This is a genomic window from Mucilaginibacter sp. CAU 1740 (assembly GCF_039839285.1).
Lineage (GTDB): Bacteria > Bacteroidota > Bacteroidia > Sphingobacteriales > Sphingobacteriaceae > Mucilaginibacter.
Map to the genome: position 1 here is coordinate 25404 of NZ_JBDOQS010000021.1, position 20158 is coordinate 45561.

Here is a 20158-nt window from a genome sequence, read left to right on the forward strand (position 1 = left end):
ACAAAAAAAGCCTTCAACCTTCCGACTAAAGGCTTTTTAGCTGTGATTATTTTGAAATAACAGCCTCCAGCTTCTTATTCAACTCTCCCATATTAAGATTTTTTGCTACGATCTTTCCACTTGGATCTACCAGTATATTTTGCGGGATAGCATGAATATTAAAAACCTTGGCAGCCATACCATCCGAACCTTTTAAGTCAGAAACGTTGTACCATTCCATCTTTTCCTCATTTAACGCGGTTATCCATTTTGCTTTTTCATCATCGATAGAAACGCTTAGGATGGTAAAACCCTTATCTTTAAATTTCAGGTAAGCGCTTTTAAGCTCCGGGATCTGTGCACGGCAGGGGGCACACCAGCTGGCCCAAAAATCAACTAATACATATTTGCCTTTTAATGTAGCCAAACTTACATAGTGCCCGGATGCATCTTTTTCGTTGATCTCTTTGATCTGTGCGCCGATCTTTAAACCGCCTTCCAGATCCAGATATTCTGTAATACCGGCCCCTCTTGGCGACGATTTAAGAGCGCCTGACAGATCATGATAAGCAACGATCAATTCCTCGGTTTTACTTGCCCACTTGAATACATTTTTATACTGTTGTATTAAGTAAAGTGAAACATACGATTGTTTATGTTGCTTGATAAAATTAAGGATTATATTTCTCCTGGATACTTCTATCGAATCCCACTCCTTATCAAGCCGGGGTTTTACGGCGTCAAAGTTTCCTGCTTTCTTAGCTTCGCCTCCACGTTTAATAATATTTTGCTGCGCATTATCAGTGGTATTAAGAAGTCGTTCAAAAGCACTGTACTCCTGCTGTGTGGGGTTTCCGCTGGCTATGGTACCCTTTGGCTGCGAATGCAGTTAAAGTAATGCCTGAAACTAAAAAGCCTACTATAAGATCAACTAAAAAAAGATTGTTAATAACTGACGAAGGCGTTGAAGGACTATTGGTAAGCGATAGTGGGACCGATAACTATGGATTAAGATTTGATATTCCTGATATCTTAGCTTATATACAGGGTAAAACAGACTTGACACGTAGTACAATTTTAGAAATACTCAAAAAATCAGGAAGAATAACTGAATCACTACTTAATCCTCAGTTATTTATGGATAACGCAGTGAATGTAATTAAGTCCGCGCTTTATGAATTGATGATTGATGGCATCAAGTATGAAAAAATAGGCACCAAAGTTTATGAAATGCAATTATTTGAAGATAATGAACTGGAAATATATCTTGACCAATTTACTCACACGGTAAGCGCTCCTGATAAAACAATTTACGAAAATTACATTCCACTTGACTCTAAAGTAGAAAATGATTTTGCTAGAGATTGCGAAAGCAGTGAAAACATAGAATTTTATTTTAAGCTGCCTTTTTGGTTTAAAATAGATACCCCCATAGGAAAATATAACCCTGACTGGGCAATAGTATTTAAGGGAGAGAATAAGATATATTTTGTTGCAGAAACGAAGAGTGCAGGACAAGAATTACGAGGAAGCGAAAAATTAAAAATCAAGTGTGGAAAAGAACATTTCAAAAATTTTGATAATGTTATATACAAACAAGTCACCAAAGTGAGTGACCTTACCTGATTATAATCATTCGATTATTTGATCCCTTGAGCAATAACCAATAGAAGTCAAATGGTTCTGATTTTTATTGGTTGCGCAATCTAAAATCATTCTATCAAGAAGCCTCAAGTTGTGTTTATAAGTTGAAAAATCTCGCCGTTGCTAATTTTGATGCTTTGGTAACGCTAAATTCAACCCTCCAATTGTTTGAATTTTACAATATTATATCTAATTTTATTGACAGCATCTTTGACAGCAAAAGCAAAAAAAATCCTGTAAATATTTGATTTACAGGATTTAAACTAAGTATTTAGTGATCCCATTAGGATTCGAACCTAAGACCTACAGATTAGAAATCTGTTGCTCTATCCAGCTGAGCTATAGGACCATCACATTAAAATTTAAACAATTTACCTGGTTTCAAACCCGAAGCAATTGCATAACTTTTTTGCGGTGCAAATATGCTAAATTTTGCTGAAAGTAACAACCAATTTTACAATTGATTTACCACGTGCTACTTAGCTGCCCACAAAGGTAAAACTACGGCTTCTTTATATTTGTTTTTGATGGTGCTGCAAAAGTCGGTGGTACGGGCAAAGGGGTAACCTTTTGCTTTTGCCCAATCAATAAAATTGCTTAGGCGCTCAGTTAAAGGTTCGCCCGAGTTTTTGGCTACGTAGCCGGGGATGCCGAAGCGCTCCTTATCATGCAGATCGGTAAACTCCCAGGGGTGAAAATAGAGGTTCAGGTAGCCATCTTTTTTATAGGCACCTTCACTCATCCGCTTTAATAAAAGCATAGGGAGATTATGGAAACTCAACCAAAAAAGCGGGAAACGCAAGCTTGACGATACCGATGCCGGGATCTGCAATACATTGCGGTCATAAAACCAGGTGCGGGGCTTTTTTAGGTTGTTGTACCTGCCGGGTAGCCATGTTGGGTTTAATGATGAGTTGTACTCATAGCCGGCTTTAGCAATTTCGGCTTCATCAACGGGCATCATCCTCGCCATCCTGAAACCGGTTACCGGGGTTCCTGAAACCTCTTCAAGTGCCAGTTTTGATTGCAGCAGGTGTTCTGCTTCAAACTCCGAATGGTAGTAGCCGTGCGATGCTATCTCGTGTCCGTCCGTCATTATGAGTCCAATAATTTCTGGCCGGTTAATGGCGTAGTTTGCCGTGCAGAAAAACGTGGCTTTTACGTTTTTCTGCTTCAGCAAATTGAGTATAGTTTGGGTACCTCGGGTAGAAATTTCAAGTTGTTCATCAAAAGGGATCGACTTGCCGTATTCAAACGGCAGGTCGAACTCCTCTACATCAAATCCTAATAAGATCATTATTTACAATAACAACATTTGATGAACGGATAATATAATGCGGTCTGTGTTTTGATTGCATAAATATTTTACCCACATAAACCCCTATCACGCTCATTACCATTAGCTGCAACCCACCAAAAAAGGCGATTGTTGCAATGATAGATGCCCAGCCAGATACGGCGTATCCTAAAAAGTAGCTCGCCAGCACATATGGGATATACAATATAGCAGCCGTTGAAAACAGCAAGCCGATCATCGAGATAATATAAAGCGGCCTGGCACTAAACGCCACAATGCTTGTAACCGCCAGTTTAACCAGCTTAAAAAACGAATAGCTGGCCTCGCCGGTGTGGCGCTTTGATGGTACATATGGGATGCCTATCTGTTTATAACCGGCCCACTTGATGATCCCCCTGAAAAATATCTCATACTCATCCATCAGTTTCAGCTGCTTCACTACTTTCTCGTCTATCAGCCTGAAATCGGCAGTGCCGTTTTCTATTTTGATATCCGATAGCATGCTTAGCCCCTTGTAAAACAGCTTAGAGGTAACTTTTTGGTAGCCTTTACCATGCGGGTTTTCGCCTTCACGGTAGGTGTAAACAATATCGAAACCTTCTTCCCAATGGTGCAGCATTTTCAATATCATTTGCGGCGGGTGCTGCAAATCGGCATCCATGGTTATAACGGCGTTGCCGCTGGCCATCGCTATGCCGGCTTTAAGGGCGTAATCCTTACCAAAATTGCGCGATAGCTCTACATAAAAAACGTTTGGATGTATTTCGGCGTTGATCTTGAGTTCGTTCAGCGTGTTGTCCCTGCTGCCGTCATCAACAAAAATCAATTCGTAAGCGTACCCGGTGGGCGTAAGTGTTTCGTAAATCTGATCTATCAGGTAACTGATATTTTTTTCCTCATTATGCGAGGGTATAACGATAGAAAGTTTTTTATCGACAGGGTATGCCATTTTATTTTATCACTATAGATTTTCTTTGCAACAGGTTGTGAAAGGTAAAAAATCATATATTTGACGTTCCCTTGCTTACCCCCGTGTAACATATCTATTACGATAAAGCATTTAAAACGCTACAACGCTTATCAATATTTTTTAATCAGGGCTGGCAAAAGCTCAAATCGTAACTTTCCCGTTACAAAAATAAATAATAATACAATATTATTTCACAACCTTTTCACACTTTTTTTACAAAAATGGTAACCTTTCCGTTTGGCCTGTTACCATTAGTTTGATTCATTAGTCAACTACTGCTATAGGGCCTGATTTTCGGCACTGAAATCCCTTCTAAGCGTTTCGTAAACAATTTTAAGCCAGATCAAAAAGCAGGGTACTGACTTTAGTTTATAAGGCACTATATAAGTTTTGCGGATATAATCCGGAAACAGATCAGATGGCGATAAACTGGTGATAATGAGCGCCAAAACCAGCAGAAAGATCTCTAAGCGGGTAACCGGTCGGTTAAGGTTCATGAACCAGATGGCAACGCCTGCAAAGGCGATGATATAAGTAGATGACTCGGCCGAGCTGCTGAAAATAACCGCGAAAATAAGCACCGACGACAGGATGAGTAACTGGTACTGGAGTGTTTTATACTGCTTGATCCGCAAATACGATGAAGCAAACAATACCAATGCAGGGCCTATCACATATATATTTTTCAAGCCTTGGTAATTAAATACCCTGCGGATACAGCCAGTAATACAGATCTCCTGCATATACGAGTGCTGGTTATCATTATTTTTAACCACCAGATCGGCATACCAATCGTGATAGGTTTGGATGATGAACGATGGCGACGAAATGGCCATAGGCAACACAAACAACACTGCCGACCAGAACAGAAAGCTTAAAACAAACTTAGGTTTATTGGTAGAGAAGAAAAAGAACGCCAACCCAACTATGCCATAAAGCTTTATAAATGCCCCTAAGGCTATCATCAGTGCAGCCCAAAAATCCTGCTCGCGTTTTATAAAGTTAAAGCCGAGGATGATCAACGCCGCTATCATGGGGTTGCTTTGCACGTTGGCCGAGGCCGTCATCAGTTCGTGCGCGCACAGCAGCAGGATCACTACGTATTGATCTTTCTTTAACGGCAACGTTTGGATAGCCTTAAGCAGGATAAAAGCGTTGAAAACAACCCATAAAATAACTCCGATACTATCTGGCAATAAGGAAAAAGGTGCCATGATGATCGAAAATATCGGCCCATAATGGTTCAGATCATAATAATGCTCAGGCTGGTAAGCATACAGGTTATGCTGATGGATAGTATTTAAAAAGTTATACTTAAAAATGGTATAGTTATTAAAAGCCTGGTGGGTTAATACACCTTTAACAACCAAAAATAAACTTAAACCAAACCATAATGTGTAAACAAAAGGTTTGTTGTAGGCGAGTTTAGCAAGTTTTTGCACTTAATTAGAAATTTCGCTGCGAAGATATAACATCAGGTAACAAACCTGTTACTTTTTTAACAATTCTTAACAGATAAATTTTTGGTACATGTTTGGCTTAGGTAAGTTTTTAAAATATCAAAAGGTATGGTTTATGCCTTTTTGAAGCTACCGCGCACTGTACCATCAGGCACGGTGTATGTAAATGGTGCAAAACGTTGTTAAATTATTAAGACACTTTATTTTAAACAGAAATATATTTTCGAATATTAAGCAACAATATAAATTAGCAAGCACCCTAAAGCCTTATTTCAAAGCCCGGCTATTAAATCATCGCACCTCGGTAATTTATCTTTTTTCGTATCTATCCGGGGCATTTACCGTCAGTAAAAAACGACAGATCCTTGATCATCACTATCAATACCTGAAAAACGTATTGCCCCCTACCCAACTCCAAACATTATTTAAACAAGGCATTAGCTGTTACCAGGATAGCACAACAGCCGATGAATACAATATATTACTTGCATCAACCCACATGCTTGAGTTTGAAGGATCGCTTTCGTTATCATTATTGGTGAACAACATCAAAATAGCGATGTTATCATTTTCTATCGCTCCCGGAGTTGCTTTTGATTTACCTGATGAGCAGGTGATCTATATGGCCAATATGCAACGCTGGGGTGAGCACAACGAAGATATCCATAAGGCAACCAAGTATTTTAACGATATAATCCCTGCCACCATCCTGCTAAAAACAATTGAAGCGCTTGCAAGCGTGTTAAGCATATCAACTGCCATAGGGATCTCGGCCAATAACCAGCTTACTGCTATCATCAAAAATGACCATGAAAGGTTTTATTCCATTTATGATCAGTTTTGGCTTAACCATGGCGGTGAGTTAAAAAATGGCGATTATATTATTCCCCTACCCCTCGTTCAAAAACCCATTGAGCAGGTGAAGCAAACCCACCGCAACCGAACCCTTAAAAAAAGGGAACGGCTTAAAGGCATTTATGAGGAAGCCTGCCGCAATTTATCTTCTGTATTTCATAAACGTTAAGCAGCTATTCCCCATCACCCTTAATTTATATATTTGGTTAAACGTAATTATCAACCAATGAATCAAACCCAAAATCCCCCGCCTTTTAAGGATGTTGTTAACCGTCGTAAGTTTATTGCCCAACTGGGTACGCTTGCTGGTACCGCGGCCCTTTTATCGAGCCCTTTAGCCGGCAATGCCTCCATCATAAAACCTGCCGAAACTTTTACCGTAGGCCAGATCATTGATCTGTTTATGAAGCAGGTGCCTGGCGCACCGTTCCCCGGCACCGTTGATACCTTAAAATCGGGCAACAGGGATATTGTGGTTACCGGCATTGTTACCACCATGTTTGCCACCATCGGCATCATCGAAAAAGCCATAAGCCTTGGTGCAAACTTTATCATTGCGCATGAGCCAACTTTTTATAACCACGCCGACGAAACCACCTGGCTTGCCAATGATGATGTTTACCAATACAAAAAGCAACTGCTTGATAAGCACAACATAGCCGTTTGGCGCAACCACGATACCATCCACAGTCTGAAACCTGATGGCGTGGGCCTTGGGCTGCTGAAACAGCTGGATTGGGTAAACTATTACAAACCCGAAACAGGCAACCTGCTTAGCCTCCCTCCTACCACATTAGGCGCGCTGATTGAAACGCTGAAAAAGAAACTAAGCATCGAAAAGGTACGCTACATTGGCAATGCCTCGCAAAGCTGCCAAAAGGTATTGCTGTTACCCGGCGCGGCAGGCGGCAAACGCCAGATCACCGAAATAAGCACCAAAAAGCCGGATGTAGCAATCTGCGGCGAGATCTCAGAATGGGAAACCGCCGAATACGTTCGCGATGCCCAGGCTAAAGGCGATAAGCTCTCGCTGATCGTTCTGGGCCACATCGCCAGCGAAGAACCCGGTTCGGAGTTTATGATTGGCTGGCTTAAACAGAATGTACCGGGTGTAAAGGCTACGCATATTCATCCGGGTAATTCGTTGCAGTTTATGTAGAGAGAAAAAGATAAGTAAGAAAGAAATAAAAAAAGCAAACAAGAACCTCACATCGTTTTAAGCGGATTGTTCTTTGTAAACGTATCCGTCAGCAGGAAAGCTTCGGGCGAAAGCGGGCAGAACAAGGTGGCCTTGAGCGTGGGAAGGGCATAGCTACTTTTTGCAGAAGCGGGGGCTACGAGCGAACGCAGTAGGGCAAAATTTAGCAGCCCGTGGTTCTGATCGATTTGCAGGGCAAAGGCAAGCGGGGGGATAGTGCGCAGGGCAGCGGGCAAAGAAGCCTTCCTGGTGACTTGATTTTTGGTTCTTTTTATCAAGAAAAAGAACAAAGCCTACCCGCGGCGATTGAGCGGGCCGATGCTGGTGTGTTAACACAGAGTATCTTTCCTGGTGGGAATAACGAATGCCTCACGCACTGTGTTGAGAGGGTTCAAAACGACTATTTTGCTAACAAACTAACATCGTCGCCCTCTTGGCCGGGCGGGGCCAGGTACTTTTGTCTTGACACAAAAGTACCCAAAAAGTCAAGTCATCAGGAAGGCTTCTTTGCCCGCTCGCCAGCGCATCACCCCCCGCTTGCCTTTGCCCTGCAAACCGGGCAGAACCACGGGCTGCTAAATTTTGCCCTATTGTATTCGCTCGTTGCCCCCGCTTCTGCAAAAAGTAGCTATGCCCCTTCCTACGCTCAAGGCCACCATCGTTCTGCCCGCTTTCGCCCGAAGCTTTCCTGCTGACGGTAACGGCTACACACGGGCAGTATTCTAAATAACATTCTTTTCTTGCTTCTTACCTCTTGCCCTCCTGCATCTCATCCCCTGTCGTCCGTCCGTCACCCTGTGCCCTATCCTTAATCAAACCGAATGGACACCATCCCCCTAAAACCATCGATTTAGCATTAAATAAAACCAATATTTTGCTAAATATGGTGCAATTGCGTACAATTGTAAATTACTCTGTTTTTAGCTGGATAGTAAGCACCCTTATCTGTAAACTTTACATTTAAAAACAGCCTAATTTAGCCTATTAATTATTGATGACATTGGCAGTAAAATGCCTTTAAAAATTAAAATTATACACTAAGCAGGTATAATTTATAGTAAAAATCGCAATTTTTGACTTTTGAAAAGCAAAGTGTTTTTTTTACAATAAGTTAATCCTACTTTTAACCCGATTTTTCAAAAAACATAATTCTATGATCATAATTGCTGACGGTGGCTCAACCAAAACCAATTGGTGTCTGGTTACCGAAGAGGGAAAAAAAGTTTACTTTAATACAGAGGGTTATAACCCATACTTTTCAGGTACAGAGTACATTATACAATCGCTTAATGAAAGCCTGCCTACCGATCTTGAAAAAGACCAGATCACCGAAGTAAATTACTACGGTGCCGGTTGTTCAACGCCCGAGATGCGTAAGATTGTTGAAGATGCCATGAAAGTGGTTTTCTCAAAATCGAAAGTGAACATCGGTCATGATCTGTTGGCTGCTGCACGTGCTTTGTTAGGTAACACCGAAGGTTTTGCCGCTATTTTAGGCACAGGTACAAACACCTGCATTTATGATGGTAAAGATGTTATTCAAAACATTGACTCGGGCGCTTACATCCTGGGTGATGAAGGCAGCGGTTGCTACATCGGCAAAAAATTATTGACCGATTACCTACGCGGATACATGCCTGAGCCGGTGCGTAACCTATTTTGGGAAACTTACAAGCTTACTCCGGATGATATCAACGAGCAGGTTTACACCCAACCACGTGCCAACCGTTTTTGCGCAAGCTTCAGCAAATTTGTTTACGATAACAACGTACACCTTGAGTACTCACGTAACCTGGTTCGCACCTCGTTTGAAGACTTTTTCCGCAACCTGGTAACTCACTATCCAGATTATCAAAAATACACTTTCAACTGTATCGGTTCGGTAGGTTACAACTTCCGTAACGTACTGGAAGAAGTAGCAACCGAAAACGGCATGACCGTAGGTAGCATCATCCGCTCACCTATAGATAACCTGGTGAAATTCCATTTGGAGTTAGCGCCAAGTTCGTTGTAAGAAAAGAGTCAAGACGACAAGAATCAGGAATCAAGACGAGAAAAAATAGATTCGGGAAGTCAAGAAAGTCGAGATTTCAAGATAAAATAAAAAAGGGCTGGAAGATTTTCCAGCCCTTTTTTATTACCACCTCGTCATTGCGAGGCATGAAGCAATCCCCTTATTTACAGGGCGAATCTGCATAACAGACTTACTGTAATAACTTGCTGGAGAAAACTTTAAACCATCACCTTACCAAGGCGTTTCCCCATAATCACTCACATACTTACCCGTAGGCCCATCAACACCAAGCATAGCATACTCAACAATCGGCGCAGCGCCATCCTCAACCGGTTTAGGGCCTTGGTTACCGTTAAACTCGGTGTTGGTATATCCGGGGTTTACCATATTCACCTTAACCTTATCTTTCAGATCAAAAGCCAGGGCAACGGTATAAGCGTTCAACGCCGTTTTTGACGGACCGTAAGCTGCCGACTTAAAGTGGTAATACTGCCAATCAGGATCGTTATGATAAGCCAGCGAACCCAAATCGGAAGTAACATTCACTATGCGTGGGTTTGGTGATTTTTTAACCAGATCGATAAAAATGCGCACCGTGCGGATAACGCCGAAAAAGTTCACTTCAAATACCTCCTTCATGGTGGCATCGCTGGTGGCGTAGCTTACTTGTGGGAACGAACCGGGGATGCCGGCGTTATTGATCAGTACATCCAGGTGATCGATTTTGGCGGCTAATTCATTGTGGGCTTTTTGTACCGATGCCTCGTTGGTAACATCTATCAGTAATAGTTCAACATCGTTTAAACCTTCGGCTTTAAGCTCGGCAACGGCTTTTTCGCCCCTGTCCTGATCTCGACTGCCGAGGTAAATATAGTAACCCGCGGTAGCAAGCTGACGGGCGGCTTCCAGGCCAATTCCTTTATTGGCACCGGTTATTAATACTGTTTGTTTTTCCATAATGCAAAGCTATAGCAGGGCGCGTTTGGCACCACTGCACTTAGCAGGGCATTAACTGTACATTTCACGGATTTGCTGTCGGTAGGCTATGGGCGTGGTATCGGCAAGGCGCTTAAAAAAGCGGTTAAAGTAGGCAGCATCCTCAAAACCAAGCTCATCGGCAATTTGTTTTACCGATAGTTCGGTGTGCAGCAGGCGACGTTTTGCCTCAACAATCAGCCGCTCGTGAATATGGGTGATGGCGGTTTTGCCGCTTTGCTGTTTTATCACCTCGCTAAAATGACCAGGCGTTAGGTTAAGCTTTTCGGCATAGGCGGCAACATCGTGCAGGGTTTGGTAATGCTCACCTATCAGTTTCTGGTAGCTTTTAAGCAGGCAATAATTGAGGGTTACGCAGGTTTCGTTATACTGTTCGCTGTACAACCTGCTCATATAAATCACCAGTACCCGAAGCCAGGAGGCCAGCATCTGGTTGCGCCATGTGCTCTCGGTATTAAACTCTGCAAGCATTTTGCGCATGGTATCGTCAATAAAAGCCACATCTTCGGGGGTAAGCTGTATTTCGTGTGCGGCGGCGGGGTTTTGGATGATGGGCAGGGCACGGAGCATGTGGTTATCTTCCAGTTGCAAAAACTCGTCGGTAAAGCTAACCATCAGGCCGTCGGTGGGGCCGGTATGTTCTTTTAGGTGAACCTGTTGGGGTACGGTAAAATAGAAAGTATCGGCCTTCACGGTGTAAGGCATAAAATCTATCCAGTGGCGGTTAGCACCGCTTTTTATCAGCACAAACAGGTAATAATCTTTACGGTGAGGTTGCAGAAAAGCTGGGTCGAGCTTGTACTCGCCGCACTCACCGCCTGCATTACGCACGTAGATCATAGCATTGCTATCGCCATTGTTTTGCGCAAGGGTGTAGGTGGGGATTATCGGTTTTTCGGGTGCTGTTAATACGGCCATGGTACAAATTACGCAATTAGCAGGCATTGTTTAAAAGCCCAACCAACAGGGGATTGTAAATGTTTTTTGGGTATGGGAAAAGAGAGGCAGGAATGTTAGAGACAGGAAGCAAGAAGAAGCTATCTCCATTCCGCCATTGTGAGCAAGTAAAAGCGGTCGCCTTTAAAGAAGCGGGTCGGCCCGTCACCCTGAGCTTGTCGAAGGGTCGCGCGCAGAGGCCTTGCCCACCATGCTTCGACAAGCTCAGCATGACAACCATTTTAAACTTGCTATAGGTAGGTATGAAGCAATCGCGAACTTTACAGGGCGGATTTGTATAACCGCTCGGCTTCCGTGCGATTTCTTTCCCGAAGCAAGTTCGGGACAGGCCGTACCTCGCAATGACATGATGGAGAGCCCGGTTTTTAAATAAGAATCCCTATTTTAGATGCATAAACCAAACCAGCAATCGCAATATGGGCTTATTCGATTTTTTTAAGAAAAAACAAACAGAACGGAATCAAAAAAATGATGCAATTCTGCCTATTACCGATAACGAATTCCTCATTCAAATTTTAAAAGTTAGGTTAATTGAATTGGGTTACGAAGTCGAGTTGCATCCGCAGTACCTCGCGCTGATAGTCAATTCCGAATTAGAGATCGCTACAGCCATAGTCAATAATCCAGATGCTCATCCTTACGTTGCGCATGCTATGTTTCTTATCATTCATCCGGTATATTTTCCGAAGGGGGTGGTTGAAAACCTGGCCGGCATTGGCGAAAGCCTTGGGAAACGAATGGAATCGGCAGTTGATAACTACCTTACCACCGTCTTTCCAACCGTAATGGATGGATTTACCGATACCCACGATTCGGAATTCGACTTTTACAAAGACGAAATTCTCTGGCATCCTAAACTAAGCGACTTGGAAGTACAAGGACGGTGGGAAAACTTGCCTCTGGGCGAACATCTTTTTAATATCATAAAAGAAAAGGTTAAACCCCTGCTAACCGAAAACAAATTCAACTGGTTGAAAATTTATGTCTCAAAAAATGCCGACGGGACAATTATAAGCGAATGTGTTTTCAATAACCAGCTATGGTTAGAGGGCACAGAAGATATCACAGCAGACGCCAACCTATGGCAAGTTAAAGGCGACTTTATGGCTTTGAAGCAATTTATTATGTTTAGGCGATGTGATAAATATGATCCGGTACCGCAGGTTTAGTTGATGAAACAGAGATTGTGCGAACTAATAATGAAAGATTTGCACTCAGAAAGCTTCACGTTGCGATCACCTCACATCAACTCATTATCCTTTTTAACATGATAAGCCTTGTACGATAGATAAAACAAAGCCAGCGCAGGCAAAGCACCAAGTACAATACCAGTGGTGTTCATATTTGGGTAAGTAGCCACAATTTGCACAATGAGCAATATGGTTGCTACTATGCCGCCTATAAGGTAAAGTAATTTGAATTTGGGGTTCATGGGTTGTTAACAACTATTTGAATATACTTGTTTAAGCCGCGGCGTACATTTACTCACCCCGACATCGCTGCGCTTGTCACCCCTCTCTACGCTGCGCGTAAAGAGGGGAAAGCTCAATTCTATTTTATTCTTTTCCTTACCCTCTTTGCGGCTTGCCGGAGAGAGGGTGGTCCAGCGAAGCGTAGACCGGGTGAGTCGACTATGCGCCGGATATTAACGATCTACTTTTTCAACTCATACTTAGCAGGCACATCAGGCAACCTTTTAAACACGGCAGCACCTAATGGAGGTACGCTTATGCTGATAGATTGCGATTTACCATGCCAGCTAACCTGATCACTCTGTACGGCATCGTAATTGATGATACCACTGCCCCAGTATTTTTCATTATCCGAGTTGAAGATCTCTTTCCACTTACCGGAAACGGGAACGCCTATGCGGTAATCTCTGCGTACAACCGGTGTCATGTTTAGCACTATCATCAGGTCGTTTTTACTATCGTGGCCCATGCGGCGGTACACGAGGATGGAATCGTTGGCATTGCCGCCATCTACCCATTCAAAGCCCTGGTGCGAGAATGCTTTTTCGTACAGTGCAGGCTCATCGCGGTAAAGGTGGTTTAAAGCTTTCACCGTTTCGCTGATACCGATGTGGTTAGGATATTGCAGCACGTGCCATTGTAATGATTGGCTGAAATTCCATTCTTCGCCCTGCCCAAATTCGGCACCCATAAACAATAACTTAGCGCCGGGGTGGGTAAACATATAGCCGTACATCAGGCGCAGGTTGGCAAATTGCTGCCACTCATCGCCGGGCATTTTGCGCAGCATTGATCCTTTGCCGTACACCACCTCATCGTGCGAAAAAGGCAGCATAAAGTTTTCGGTAAAGGCGTATATGGTGCTGAATGTTATCTCGTTGTGGTGGTATTTACGGTGGATAGGATCCTCGTGAAAATAATCAATAGTATCATGCATCCAGCCCATCATCCACTTCATGCCAAAGCCCAATCCCCCCAAATAAACCGGGCGACTAACACCCGTGAACGAAGTAGATTCTTCGGCAATGGTTTGCACCGACGGGAAGTTAGCATAAACAGCCTCGTTAAACTCCTTCAAAAATGAAATAGCCTCAAGGTTTTCGTTACCGCCGTATATGTTGGCTTCCCACTCGCCATGCTTGCGCGAGTAATCGAGGTATAGCATCGACGCCACAGCATCAACCCGTAAACCGTCAACATGGTATCGCTCTAACCAAAAAATAGCGTTACTGATCAGGAACGCCCTAACCTCGTTACGGCCATAGTTAAATATGTACGATTTCCAATCCGGGTGGAAACCTTTGCGTGCATCTGCATGCTCGTATAAATGCGTACCGTCGAAGTTGTACAGCGCATGCGCATCACCAGGAAAATGCGACGGAACCCAATCCAATATCACACCAACGCCGGCTTTGTGAAATTCTTCAATCAAAAACATCAGTTCCTGCGGGGTACCATAACGTGATGCAGCGGCAAAATAACCGCTCACCTGGTAACCCCAGCTTGGGTAAAACGGGTGCTCCATTATCGGCATAAACTCTACATGCGTAAAGCCCATTTCCTTAACGTAAGGTACCAGTTTGGCAGCCAGTTGAGTATAAGTTAAAAACTCATCAGGGCTTTCGGGGTTGCGCGCCCACGAGCCTAAATGCACTTCGTAAACCGAATATGGTCTATCCAGCCCGTTATGCTCATGGCGGGTTTGCATCCAGCTTTCATCATTCCACTCGTAAAAAGTGTCGGCTACTATGGATGCCGTACGTGGAGGCAGCTCCCAGCGTAAAGCGAACGGGTCGCTCTTCTCCAGATCTTCCCCGCTCGATGCTTTTATATAATATTTATAGGTTTCGCCATTGCCAATGTTAGGTATAAAACCCTCCCATATGCCCGACGAATCCCAACGGGCATTTAAACTATGCGAACCCCTGTTCCATCCATTAAAATTACCAATAACCGCTACATATTGCGCGTTAGGTGCCCAAACCGCAAAGTAAGTACCCACAACACCCAAATGCTCCACCACATGCGATCCCAGCTTTTCATACAGCTTATAATGCTTGCCCGATTTAAACAAACTGATATCAAAATCAGTAAAACGGCTGTAAGGCTCAACTGCCTTTAACTGTACAGGCTGTTGAGGCGCTGCAACTTCGGTAGTTTCAACAGTAGTTGCCTTAGCTTTTGCCGAAACGGCTTTTTTAACAGGTGCTGGCTTATCGGTAGCAGCAGGCTTAGCAGCTTTAGCAGCGGCAGGTTTCTTTGCAGCAGCGGGTTTATCGGCAGCCACAACAGCTTTAGCTTTGGTTGCTTTTTTAGCAGGGGCAGCTTCAACTGGCGGCTTAACTTGTTCTGTTTTGGCCTTAGTGCCTGCTTTTTTCTCTTTTACAGGCTTCGCGTCTGGTAAGGGAGTTTCGGTTTGAGTTGTTTTTTTGGCCATGAGATATGAAATAACCTATTTGGGTACCGTATGATAACCCAAAACACAGGATTGAGTTTGGTTTATATACAATCAAATATAACAGGATTAAAATACTATGCAGGGATTTGGGAATTTATTTTTGAACCTTGCCGCCGTTATCACCACCACGTCATTGCGAGGCACGAAGCAATCGCACGGAAGCCGAGGGGCTATGCAAATCTGCCCTGTACGGTTCGCGATTGCTTCGTACCTCGCAATGACGGGTGGGTGATTGCTCTGTAGTCCGTCCGTCACCCTGTGCCCAAGTTCGTTTTGATTTTATTGGACACTATCACGGGTTAGAGTTTTATATTTTAGTTGACAAAGTCAACTAAAATAACTTCCTTTGCTAATAAAACAAATTAGCAACCCACCATGGATACCATAACAACACCCCAGCTATCCGACATCCAGATCCGCAACCAACTCCTTCCTGGCGATCTCGGCTACATCGCCCACGTTCACGGCGACCTATACGCCAAAGAATGCGGCTACGGACTGGATTTTGAAGCCTACGTGCTACAAGGCCTTAAAGATTTCGCCCTCGAATACGATGCCACAAAAGATAAAGTATGGATCTGCGAACATAACCACCGCATCATCGGCTTCCTGGTGGCGCAGCACCGCGGTGCCGATGTAGTGCAGTTTCGCTACTTTATCTTTTTGCCCCAATACCGCGGCATTGGCCTGGGGAAAAAGCTTATGGAAAAGTTTCTGGATTTTATGCGCCAACAGGGCTACAACAACGCCTACCTCTGGACAACCGAAGAGCAGCACGCCGCCATTGCCCTCTACACCCGCTATGGCTTTACGCTAAGCGAGCAAAAGCCCTCATCGGCCACCTTCGGCAAGCCAGTGGTTGAGCAGCGTTACAATTTAACCCTAAACCAGCAATAAGCCATGAGCACCCAAAACCACATCAACCAGATCAGGGCCTTCAACCGCTTTTATACTGATCTTATCGGTCTGCTGGATAAGCACCTGCTCAACAGCGAATACTCCCTTGCCGAAGCCCGCATCCTCTTCGAAATTTATACCGCGGGCCGGCTAAGCGCTTCTGATATCATTTATAAGTTAAGCATCGATAAAGGCTACCTGAGCCGCATTTTAAAAAAGTTCGAAAAGCAGGGCCTTATCGGTCGCCAGCCGGCTGATGATGATGCCCGTGTATCACTGCTTTCCCTTACCGATGCCGGTTTGGAGGTATTTCACCAACTAAACACCGCCTCCGGGCAACAGGTGAACGATCTGATCGCTCCGATGACCGTTAAGCAACTGGATGAGCTGGTTGGGCATATGGAGGGGATTATGGGGTTGTTGGGGAGGTAGGGAATGATATACCTGCCGTAAGTTTAGTGCAGCTTATTCCTTGGTTGATAACCGCAAATGTTTATTAACTTCGGCGGGTAGCCTGAAGTTGATGTTTTCACCATACCACATGATGTGAAGAAGTTACACCAATGGAAATGACAACATTATCCCCTGAAAGTGGGACGGTGAAAACACCAACCACAAGCTGAATTTCTGTATGATGATGAGCAAAGGATTTGGATTATTTTGCGTTGTAGCATTTTTTGCGGGACTCATTTTTGCAGTGGCAATGATATTGAAGCAACAAAAAGCCCAGAAAGATGGATATGAAAAAACTTTTGAAAGCAGTTTCGGTGGAGTTATAACGCATATAAGCAGTAATCATTCAACAATCGCGATCAAACTCGATCACGAAAGGGAATATATTTTTGTGCAGGAAACAAGTTCTTATCTTAAGCGAGACGCAACGAAATTTATAGAACCGGGAGACAGTATATCGAAAACAGCATTTTCTGATATCATCCTGATCTGGCAACGTGGTCACGTAGATTCGATACGAATAGATAAGCCAGAATAGCTACTTTAAGGCATGGGTTTACAGCGTTGGGTTGTAAGATTGCGTACTCGTGACCCTCATCACCGAACAAGTCGCAAGTACAGCACGCTTTTCCCTGCGCTGCATACTCGCACCAGTTGGGAGCCGGAGGGCAAGCATCATTAATGCTCTACTATTAATATATCGTAAGCTTCAGAGAATGCTTCAGAAACTATTACCGCCTCCAGATCTTTCCAGTATCCTGCTCTCCCGCCAATACTTCCGGCAGTATAAAGATTATTATTGTAATAAAATGCAGACCCGGAATAAGTGCTGCTGCTTGCTGATACACTGTTGGATAAAGCATAAACTCCATTTTTCCAATATGAGTAGTGAGCAACATGCGCATTTCCAAACGGATCGCCCGGACTATCCATGCCCCCAACGTACACATCGTTGCCATTAACGGCTATACCAGTTGCCGATGATCCGCTAAAGGGAGTAGCATATGGACTAACAAGCGTATCAGCTACACCTTGATTTTTCCATACCAAACATACGCCGCTTTTTTGACTTTGACCTGTACCTGCAATATAAATGTCGTTACCCTGAATTGTTATAGCATCTGCTTCGGAAATCCATTTACTGTTAGATAACCGAATGGGATTCCCGTTTTTCCATACATATGCATCGCGCATGCCTTCGCGTTGTATAAAGCCTGTTACATAAATGTCGTTACCCTTTAAGGCCATGCTGGTTGAACCGGCCCATAGCACTCCATCGATTACTTCTATTTTAATTCCATTTTTAAAAACAGTAGGGTGACTTCGCCATTCTCCGTTTGTAGTTGCATAAACGTCGGCGAGTATATAAACATCGTTGCCGCTAACAATCAGTTTTCTTGGTATTGCGTCGGCGTCGGGGTCTCCTTTGTATAGTTCTTTACCATTTTTCCAACATATAAAATTATAACCTTTTGTACCTAATAGGCCCAATGTGTAAACATCATCGCCTTGTACCGCGATAGAAATTAATGGGGAATACGTATTTACTGTGTCTACTTTAACCAATTCGCCATTTTTCCAATATGCAGCCTTTCTGTTAACTGCTCCGGCCAGGTAAATATCTGTTACCTTAGGTTTGGTAGGTTTGTTGTCTTTTTTGCAGGAAACAATAGTTAAAACAAGCAGAAAAATTAATAAGGTGTTAGGTTTCATTTTGTGATAATTAAATGCGCCGTCCTGGTAATTTGGATGGCGCATTTAAAATACGCAATTATTTGTTAGGTTTTGTTGAATCTCTACGCTTTTATTGCTTCGTGCCTAATAACGATGTGATAGGTGATTTCTCTGTCGTCCGTCCGTCACCCTGTGCCCAATCTTCTTTTAAGCTCGCTGGACACCTACTTCTTCTACTTTTTTCTAAAATAATTCTTTATAAATAAAGAAAATTCTGTATAATTGTATCGAAAATAAACCTCCGGGGATTTTACCCCTTTTTTAAGCACCGTCCACTACCGTCTAAAAAATATTGGGTTCCATGTTACGGACGGACGTACAACAAGCATAGCAATTGCACAGGCAGTTACCGGTAAGGTAATGGTCAAAGCCCCTTATATAAATAGGCTATTGGAGGGGTATTTTTAAAAATCCGGGCAAGGATTTTTAAACCTTTTTTATCGCAACCCAAAGCAGGTTACAGCAAAGCCAATGCTGTTTTATTTTCTTCTGCATCTGCATACCAATCCAGTAGCCAGATCAACCCCAACATCGCAACTAATAAATAACAATGATAGATCAACAATCAAACAACAAAACTTGCATTACTGCAATGCAATTAGCCCAACAAAGCCTGCAACAGATTGAGGCAGATTTAGCGCATCAACATGATGATGTACTCATGGTACGCCATGCCGACCATTGGATGGAGCAGGCACATCAGCGCGACATACCCTTAATGCTTTTCGGCAAGCTTTGGCACCAGGGCGAAGTATGTATTTTATTTGCCGATAGTAACCTGGGCAAAAGCATCGTTGCCGTACAGGTTGCTGATGGCATAAGCAAAGGCGAGGGTAGTTATCCCTTTGATGTGGAAGCACCCGCACAGCCTGTTTTATACTGCGATTTTGAGCTTACCGATAAGCAGTTTGAAGCCCGTTACTCGGTAGATTACGAGTACCATTACCGCTTTGGCAAAAACTTTTACCGTGCCGAACTCAACCCCGATATGGAGTTGCCCCATGAGTTTGCAGATTTCGACGATTACCTCATCTTCTCCCTCGAGCGGTCGGTACAGCAAACCGGGGCAAAGGTTTTGGTAATTGATAACCTCACCTATCTGCGCAGCGAAACCGAACGTGCACAGGATGCCCTGCCTTTAATGAAACAGCTAAAAGCGCTCAAAAACAAGTATAACCTAAGCATCCTGGTGCTGGCGCATACACCAAAACGCGATACAAGTATGCCCATTACCCGCAACGATTTGCAGGGCAGTAAAATGCTCATGAATTTTTGCGATAGCGCCTTTGCCATTGGCGAAAGCAAGGCCGACGTAAATATGCGCTACCTCAAACAAATTAAACAGCGCAATACCGAGCAGCTTTACGGCGAAGGCAACATTTGCCTCTGCCAGATAGCCAAGCCTTATAACTTTTTAAAGTACGAGTTTGTGGGCTTCGGCAAAGAATGGGAACAACTAACCCGCCCCGCAGATCCCGAACAGGAACTGATGATGACCAACGCCAATAACCTAAAACAACAAGGCCTTAGCTTAAGGCAGATAGGGCAACAATTGGGCATCTCGCACCAAAAAGCCGACAGGCTGATCAAAGCCTACGCCAAACTAAACCCGAAAGTTTAACGGCGGTGTCGTCCGTCCGTCGGCGGGTGTCACTATGTTTTTTTGGGGGATGGACGGGTTTTCCCACCACGTCATTGCGAGGAACGAAGCAATCCCCAAAAGGCAGAGGGGCTATGCAGATCTGCCCCTGCCTCACCACCACGTCATTGCGAG

19 protein-coding genes and 1 tRNA gene are annotated in these 20158 nt (G+C 43.7%); 10 read left to right on the forward strand and 10 right to left on the reverse strand.

Annotated elements, in window-relative coordinates; translation table 11 throughout:
• Positions 1–46 precede the first annotated feature (46 nt).
• The gene (locus AAFN85_RS30800) at positions 47–559 is read right to left on the reverse strand and encodes a TlpA disulfide reductase family protein (RefSeq protein ID WP_347531811.1); all 513 of its coding nucleotides are present in this window, start codon (positions 557–559) and stop codon (positions 47–49) included.
• Between the two features lie 317 nt (positions 560–876).
• Between AAFN85_RS30800 and AAFN85_RS30805 the strand changes: the two genes are divergently transcribed.
• Complete coding sequence (locus AAFN85_RS30805; RefSeq protein ID WP_347531812.1) at positions 877–1605, forward strand: hypothetical protein; 729 nt, start codon at positions 877–879, stop codon at positions 1603–1605.
• Between the two features lie 293 nt (positions 1606–1898).
• On the opposite strand, the gene AAFN85_RS30810 is transcribed toward AAFN85_RS30805, so the two are convergent.
• From AAFN85_RS30810 to AAFN85_RS30825, 4 genes are all read right to left on the reverse strand, one after another.
• A tRNA-Arg gene (locus AAFN85_RS30810) sits at positions 1899–1972 on the reverse strand.
• A gap of 126 nt (positions 1973–2098) precedes the next feature.
• On the reverse strand, positions 2099–2920 hold the full coding sequence (locus AAFN85_RS30815; RefSeq protein WP_347531813.1) for a polysaccharide deacetylase family protein: 822 nt from the start codon (positions 2918–2920) through the stop codon (positions 2099–2101).
• Positions 2901–3869, reverse strand: coding sequence for a glycosyltransferase family 2 protein (locus tag AAFN85_RS30820; RefSeq protein ID WP_347531814.1), 969 nt, complete (start codon positions 3867–3869; stop codon positions 2901–2903). The genes AAFN85_RS30815 and AAFN85_RS30820 overlap by 20 nt, the downstream gene beginning before the upstream one ends.
• A 299-nt stretch (positions 3870–4168) precedes the next feature.
• Positions 4169–5332 (reverse strand): glycosyltransferase family 87 protein, encoded by a 1164-nt coding sequence (locus AAFN85_RS30825; RefSeq protein ID WP_347531815.1) that lies wholly within the window; start codon positions 5330–5332, stop codon positions 4169–4171.
• Positions 5333–5516: 184 nt separating this feature from the next.
• Here AAFN85_RS30825 and AAFN85_RS30830 point away from each other — a divergent pair, with 184 nt between their 5' ends.
• The 4 genes from AAFN85_RS30830 (at position 5517) to AAFN85_RS30845 (ending at position 9417) form a co-directional block, all read left to right on the forward strand.
• Positions 5517–6374, forward strand: a complete 858-nt coding sequence (locus AAFN85_RS30830; protein WP_347531816.1) for a DUF535 family protein — start codon at positions 5517–5519, stop codon at positions 6372–6374.
• A 57-nt stretch (positions 6375–6431) separates the two neighbouring features.
• Entirely contained in the window at positions 6432–7364 is a 933-nt protein-coding gene (locus AAFN85_RS30835; protein WP_347531817.1) for a Nif3-like dinuclear metal center hexameric protein, read from the forward strand.
• Positions 7365–7576: 212 nt separating this feature from the next.
• On the forward strand, positions 7577–8098 hold the full coding sequence (locus AAFN85_RS30840; protein WP_347531818.1) for a hypothetical protein: 522 nt from the start codon (positions 7577–7579) through the stop codon (positions 8096–8098).
• 458 nt (positions 8099–8556) lie between these two features.
• Positions 8557–9417 carry an N-acetylglucosamine kinase gene (locus AAFN85_RS30845; RefSeq protein ID WP_347531819.1) on the forward strand — a complete coding sequence of 287 codons (861 nt, stop codon included), beginning with the start codon at positions 8557–8559 and terminating at the stop codon, positions 9415–9417.
• 231 nt (positions 9418–9648) lie between these two features.
• Here the strand turns inward: AAFN85_RS30845 and AAFN85_RS30850 are convergent, their stop codons facing one another.
• Positions 9649–10374: an SDR family oxidoreductase gene (locus AAFN85_RS30850; protein WP_347531821.1), complete on the reverse strand. Its 726-nt coding sequence runs from the start codon at positions 10372–10374 to the stop codon at positions 9649–9651.
• A gap of 51 nt (positions 10375–10425) precedes the next feature.
• Positions 10426–11331: a helix-turn-helix domain-containing protein gene (locus AAFN85_RS30855; RefSeq protein WP_347531822.1), complete on the reverse strand. Its 906-nt coding sequence runs from the start codon at positions 11329–11331 to the stop codon at positions 10426–10428.
• 455 nt (positions 11332–11786) lie between these two features.
• Between AAFN85_RS30855 and AAFN85_RS30860 the strand changes: the two genes are divergently transcribed.
• On the forward strand, positions 11787–12539 hold the full coding sequence (locus AAFN85_RS30860; RefSeq protein ID WP_347531823.1) for a DUF6348 family protein: 753 nt from the start codon (positions 11787–11789) through the stop codon (positions 12537–12539).
• A gap of 71 nt (positions 12540–12610) precedes the next feature.
• Here the strand turns inward: AAFN85_RS30860 and AAFN85_RS30865 are convergent, their stop codons facing one another.
• A complete protein-coding gene (locus tag AAFN85_RS30865) occupies positions 12611–12802 on the reverse strand; it encodes a hypothetical protein (RefSeq protein ID WP_347531825.1) in 192 nt (63 codons plus the stop codon).
• 221 nt (positions 12803–13023) lie between these two features.
• Positions 13024–15279, reverse strand: coding sequence for a 1,4-alpha-glucan branching protein GlgB (gene glgB, locus AAFN85_RS30870; RefSeq protein ID WP_347531826.1), 2256 nt, complete (start codon positions 15277–15279; stop codon positions 13024–13026).
• Positions 15280–15675: 396 nt separating this feature from the next.
• On the opposite strand from glgB, the gene AAFN85_RS30875 reads away from it, so the two are divergent.
• The 3 genes from AAFN85_RS30875 (at position 15676) to AAFN85_RS30885 (ending at position 17188) form a co-directional block, all read left to right on the forward strand.
• Entirely contained in the window at positions 15676–16197 is a 522-nt protein-coding gene (locus tag AAFN85_RS30875; protein ID WP_347531827.1) for a GNAT family N-acetyltransferase, read from the forward strand.
• A 3-nt stretch (positions 16198–16200) separates the two neighbouring features.
• On the forward strand, positions 16201–16629 hold the full coding sequence (locus AAFN85_RS30880) for a MarR family transcriptional regulator (RefSeq protein ID WP_347531828.1): 429 nt from the start codon (positions 16201–16203) through the stop codon (positions 16627–16629).
• A 199-nt stretch (positions 16630–16828) separates the two neighbouring features.
• A complete protein-coding gene (locus tag AAFN85_RS30885) occupies positions 16829–17188 on the forward strand; it encodes a hypothetical protein (RefSeq protein WP_347531829.1) in 360 nt (119 codons plus the stop codon).
• A 140-nt stretch (positions 17189–17328) separates the two neighbouring features.
• Here the strand turns inward: AAFN85_RS30885 and AAFN85_RS30890 are convergent, their stop codons facing one another.
• Entirely contained in the window at positions 17329–18363 is a 1035-nt protein-coding gene (locus tag AAFN85_RS30890) for a hypothetical protein (RefSeq protein ID WP_347531830.1), read from the reverse strand.
• 571 nt (positions 18364–18934) lie between these two features.
• Between AAFN85_RS30890 and AAFN85_RS30895 the strand changes: the two genes are divergently transcribed.
• Positions 18935–20005, forward strand: a complete 1071-nt coding sequence (locus tag AAFN85_RS30895) for an AAA family ATPase (protein WP_347531831.1) — start codon at positions 18935–18937, stop codon at positions 20003–20005.
• Positions 20006–20158 lie beyond the last annotated feature (153 nt).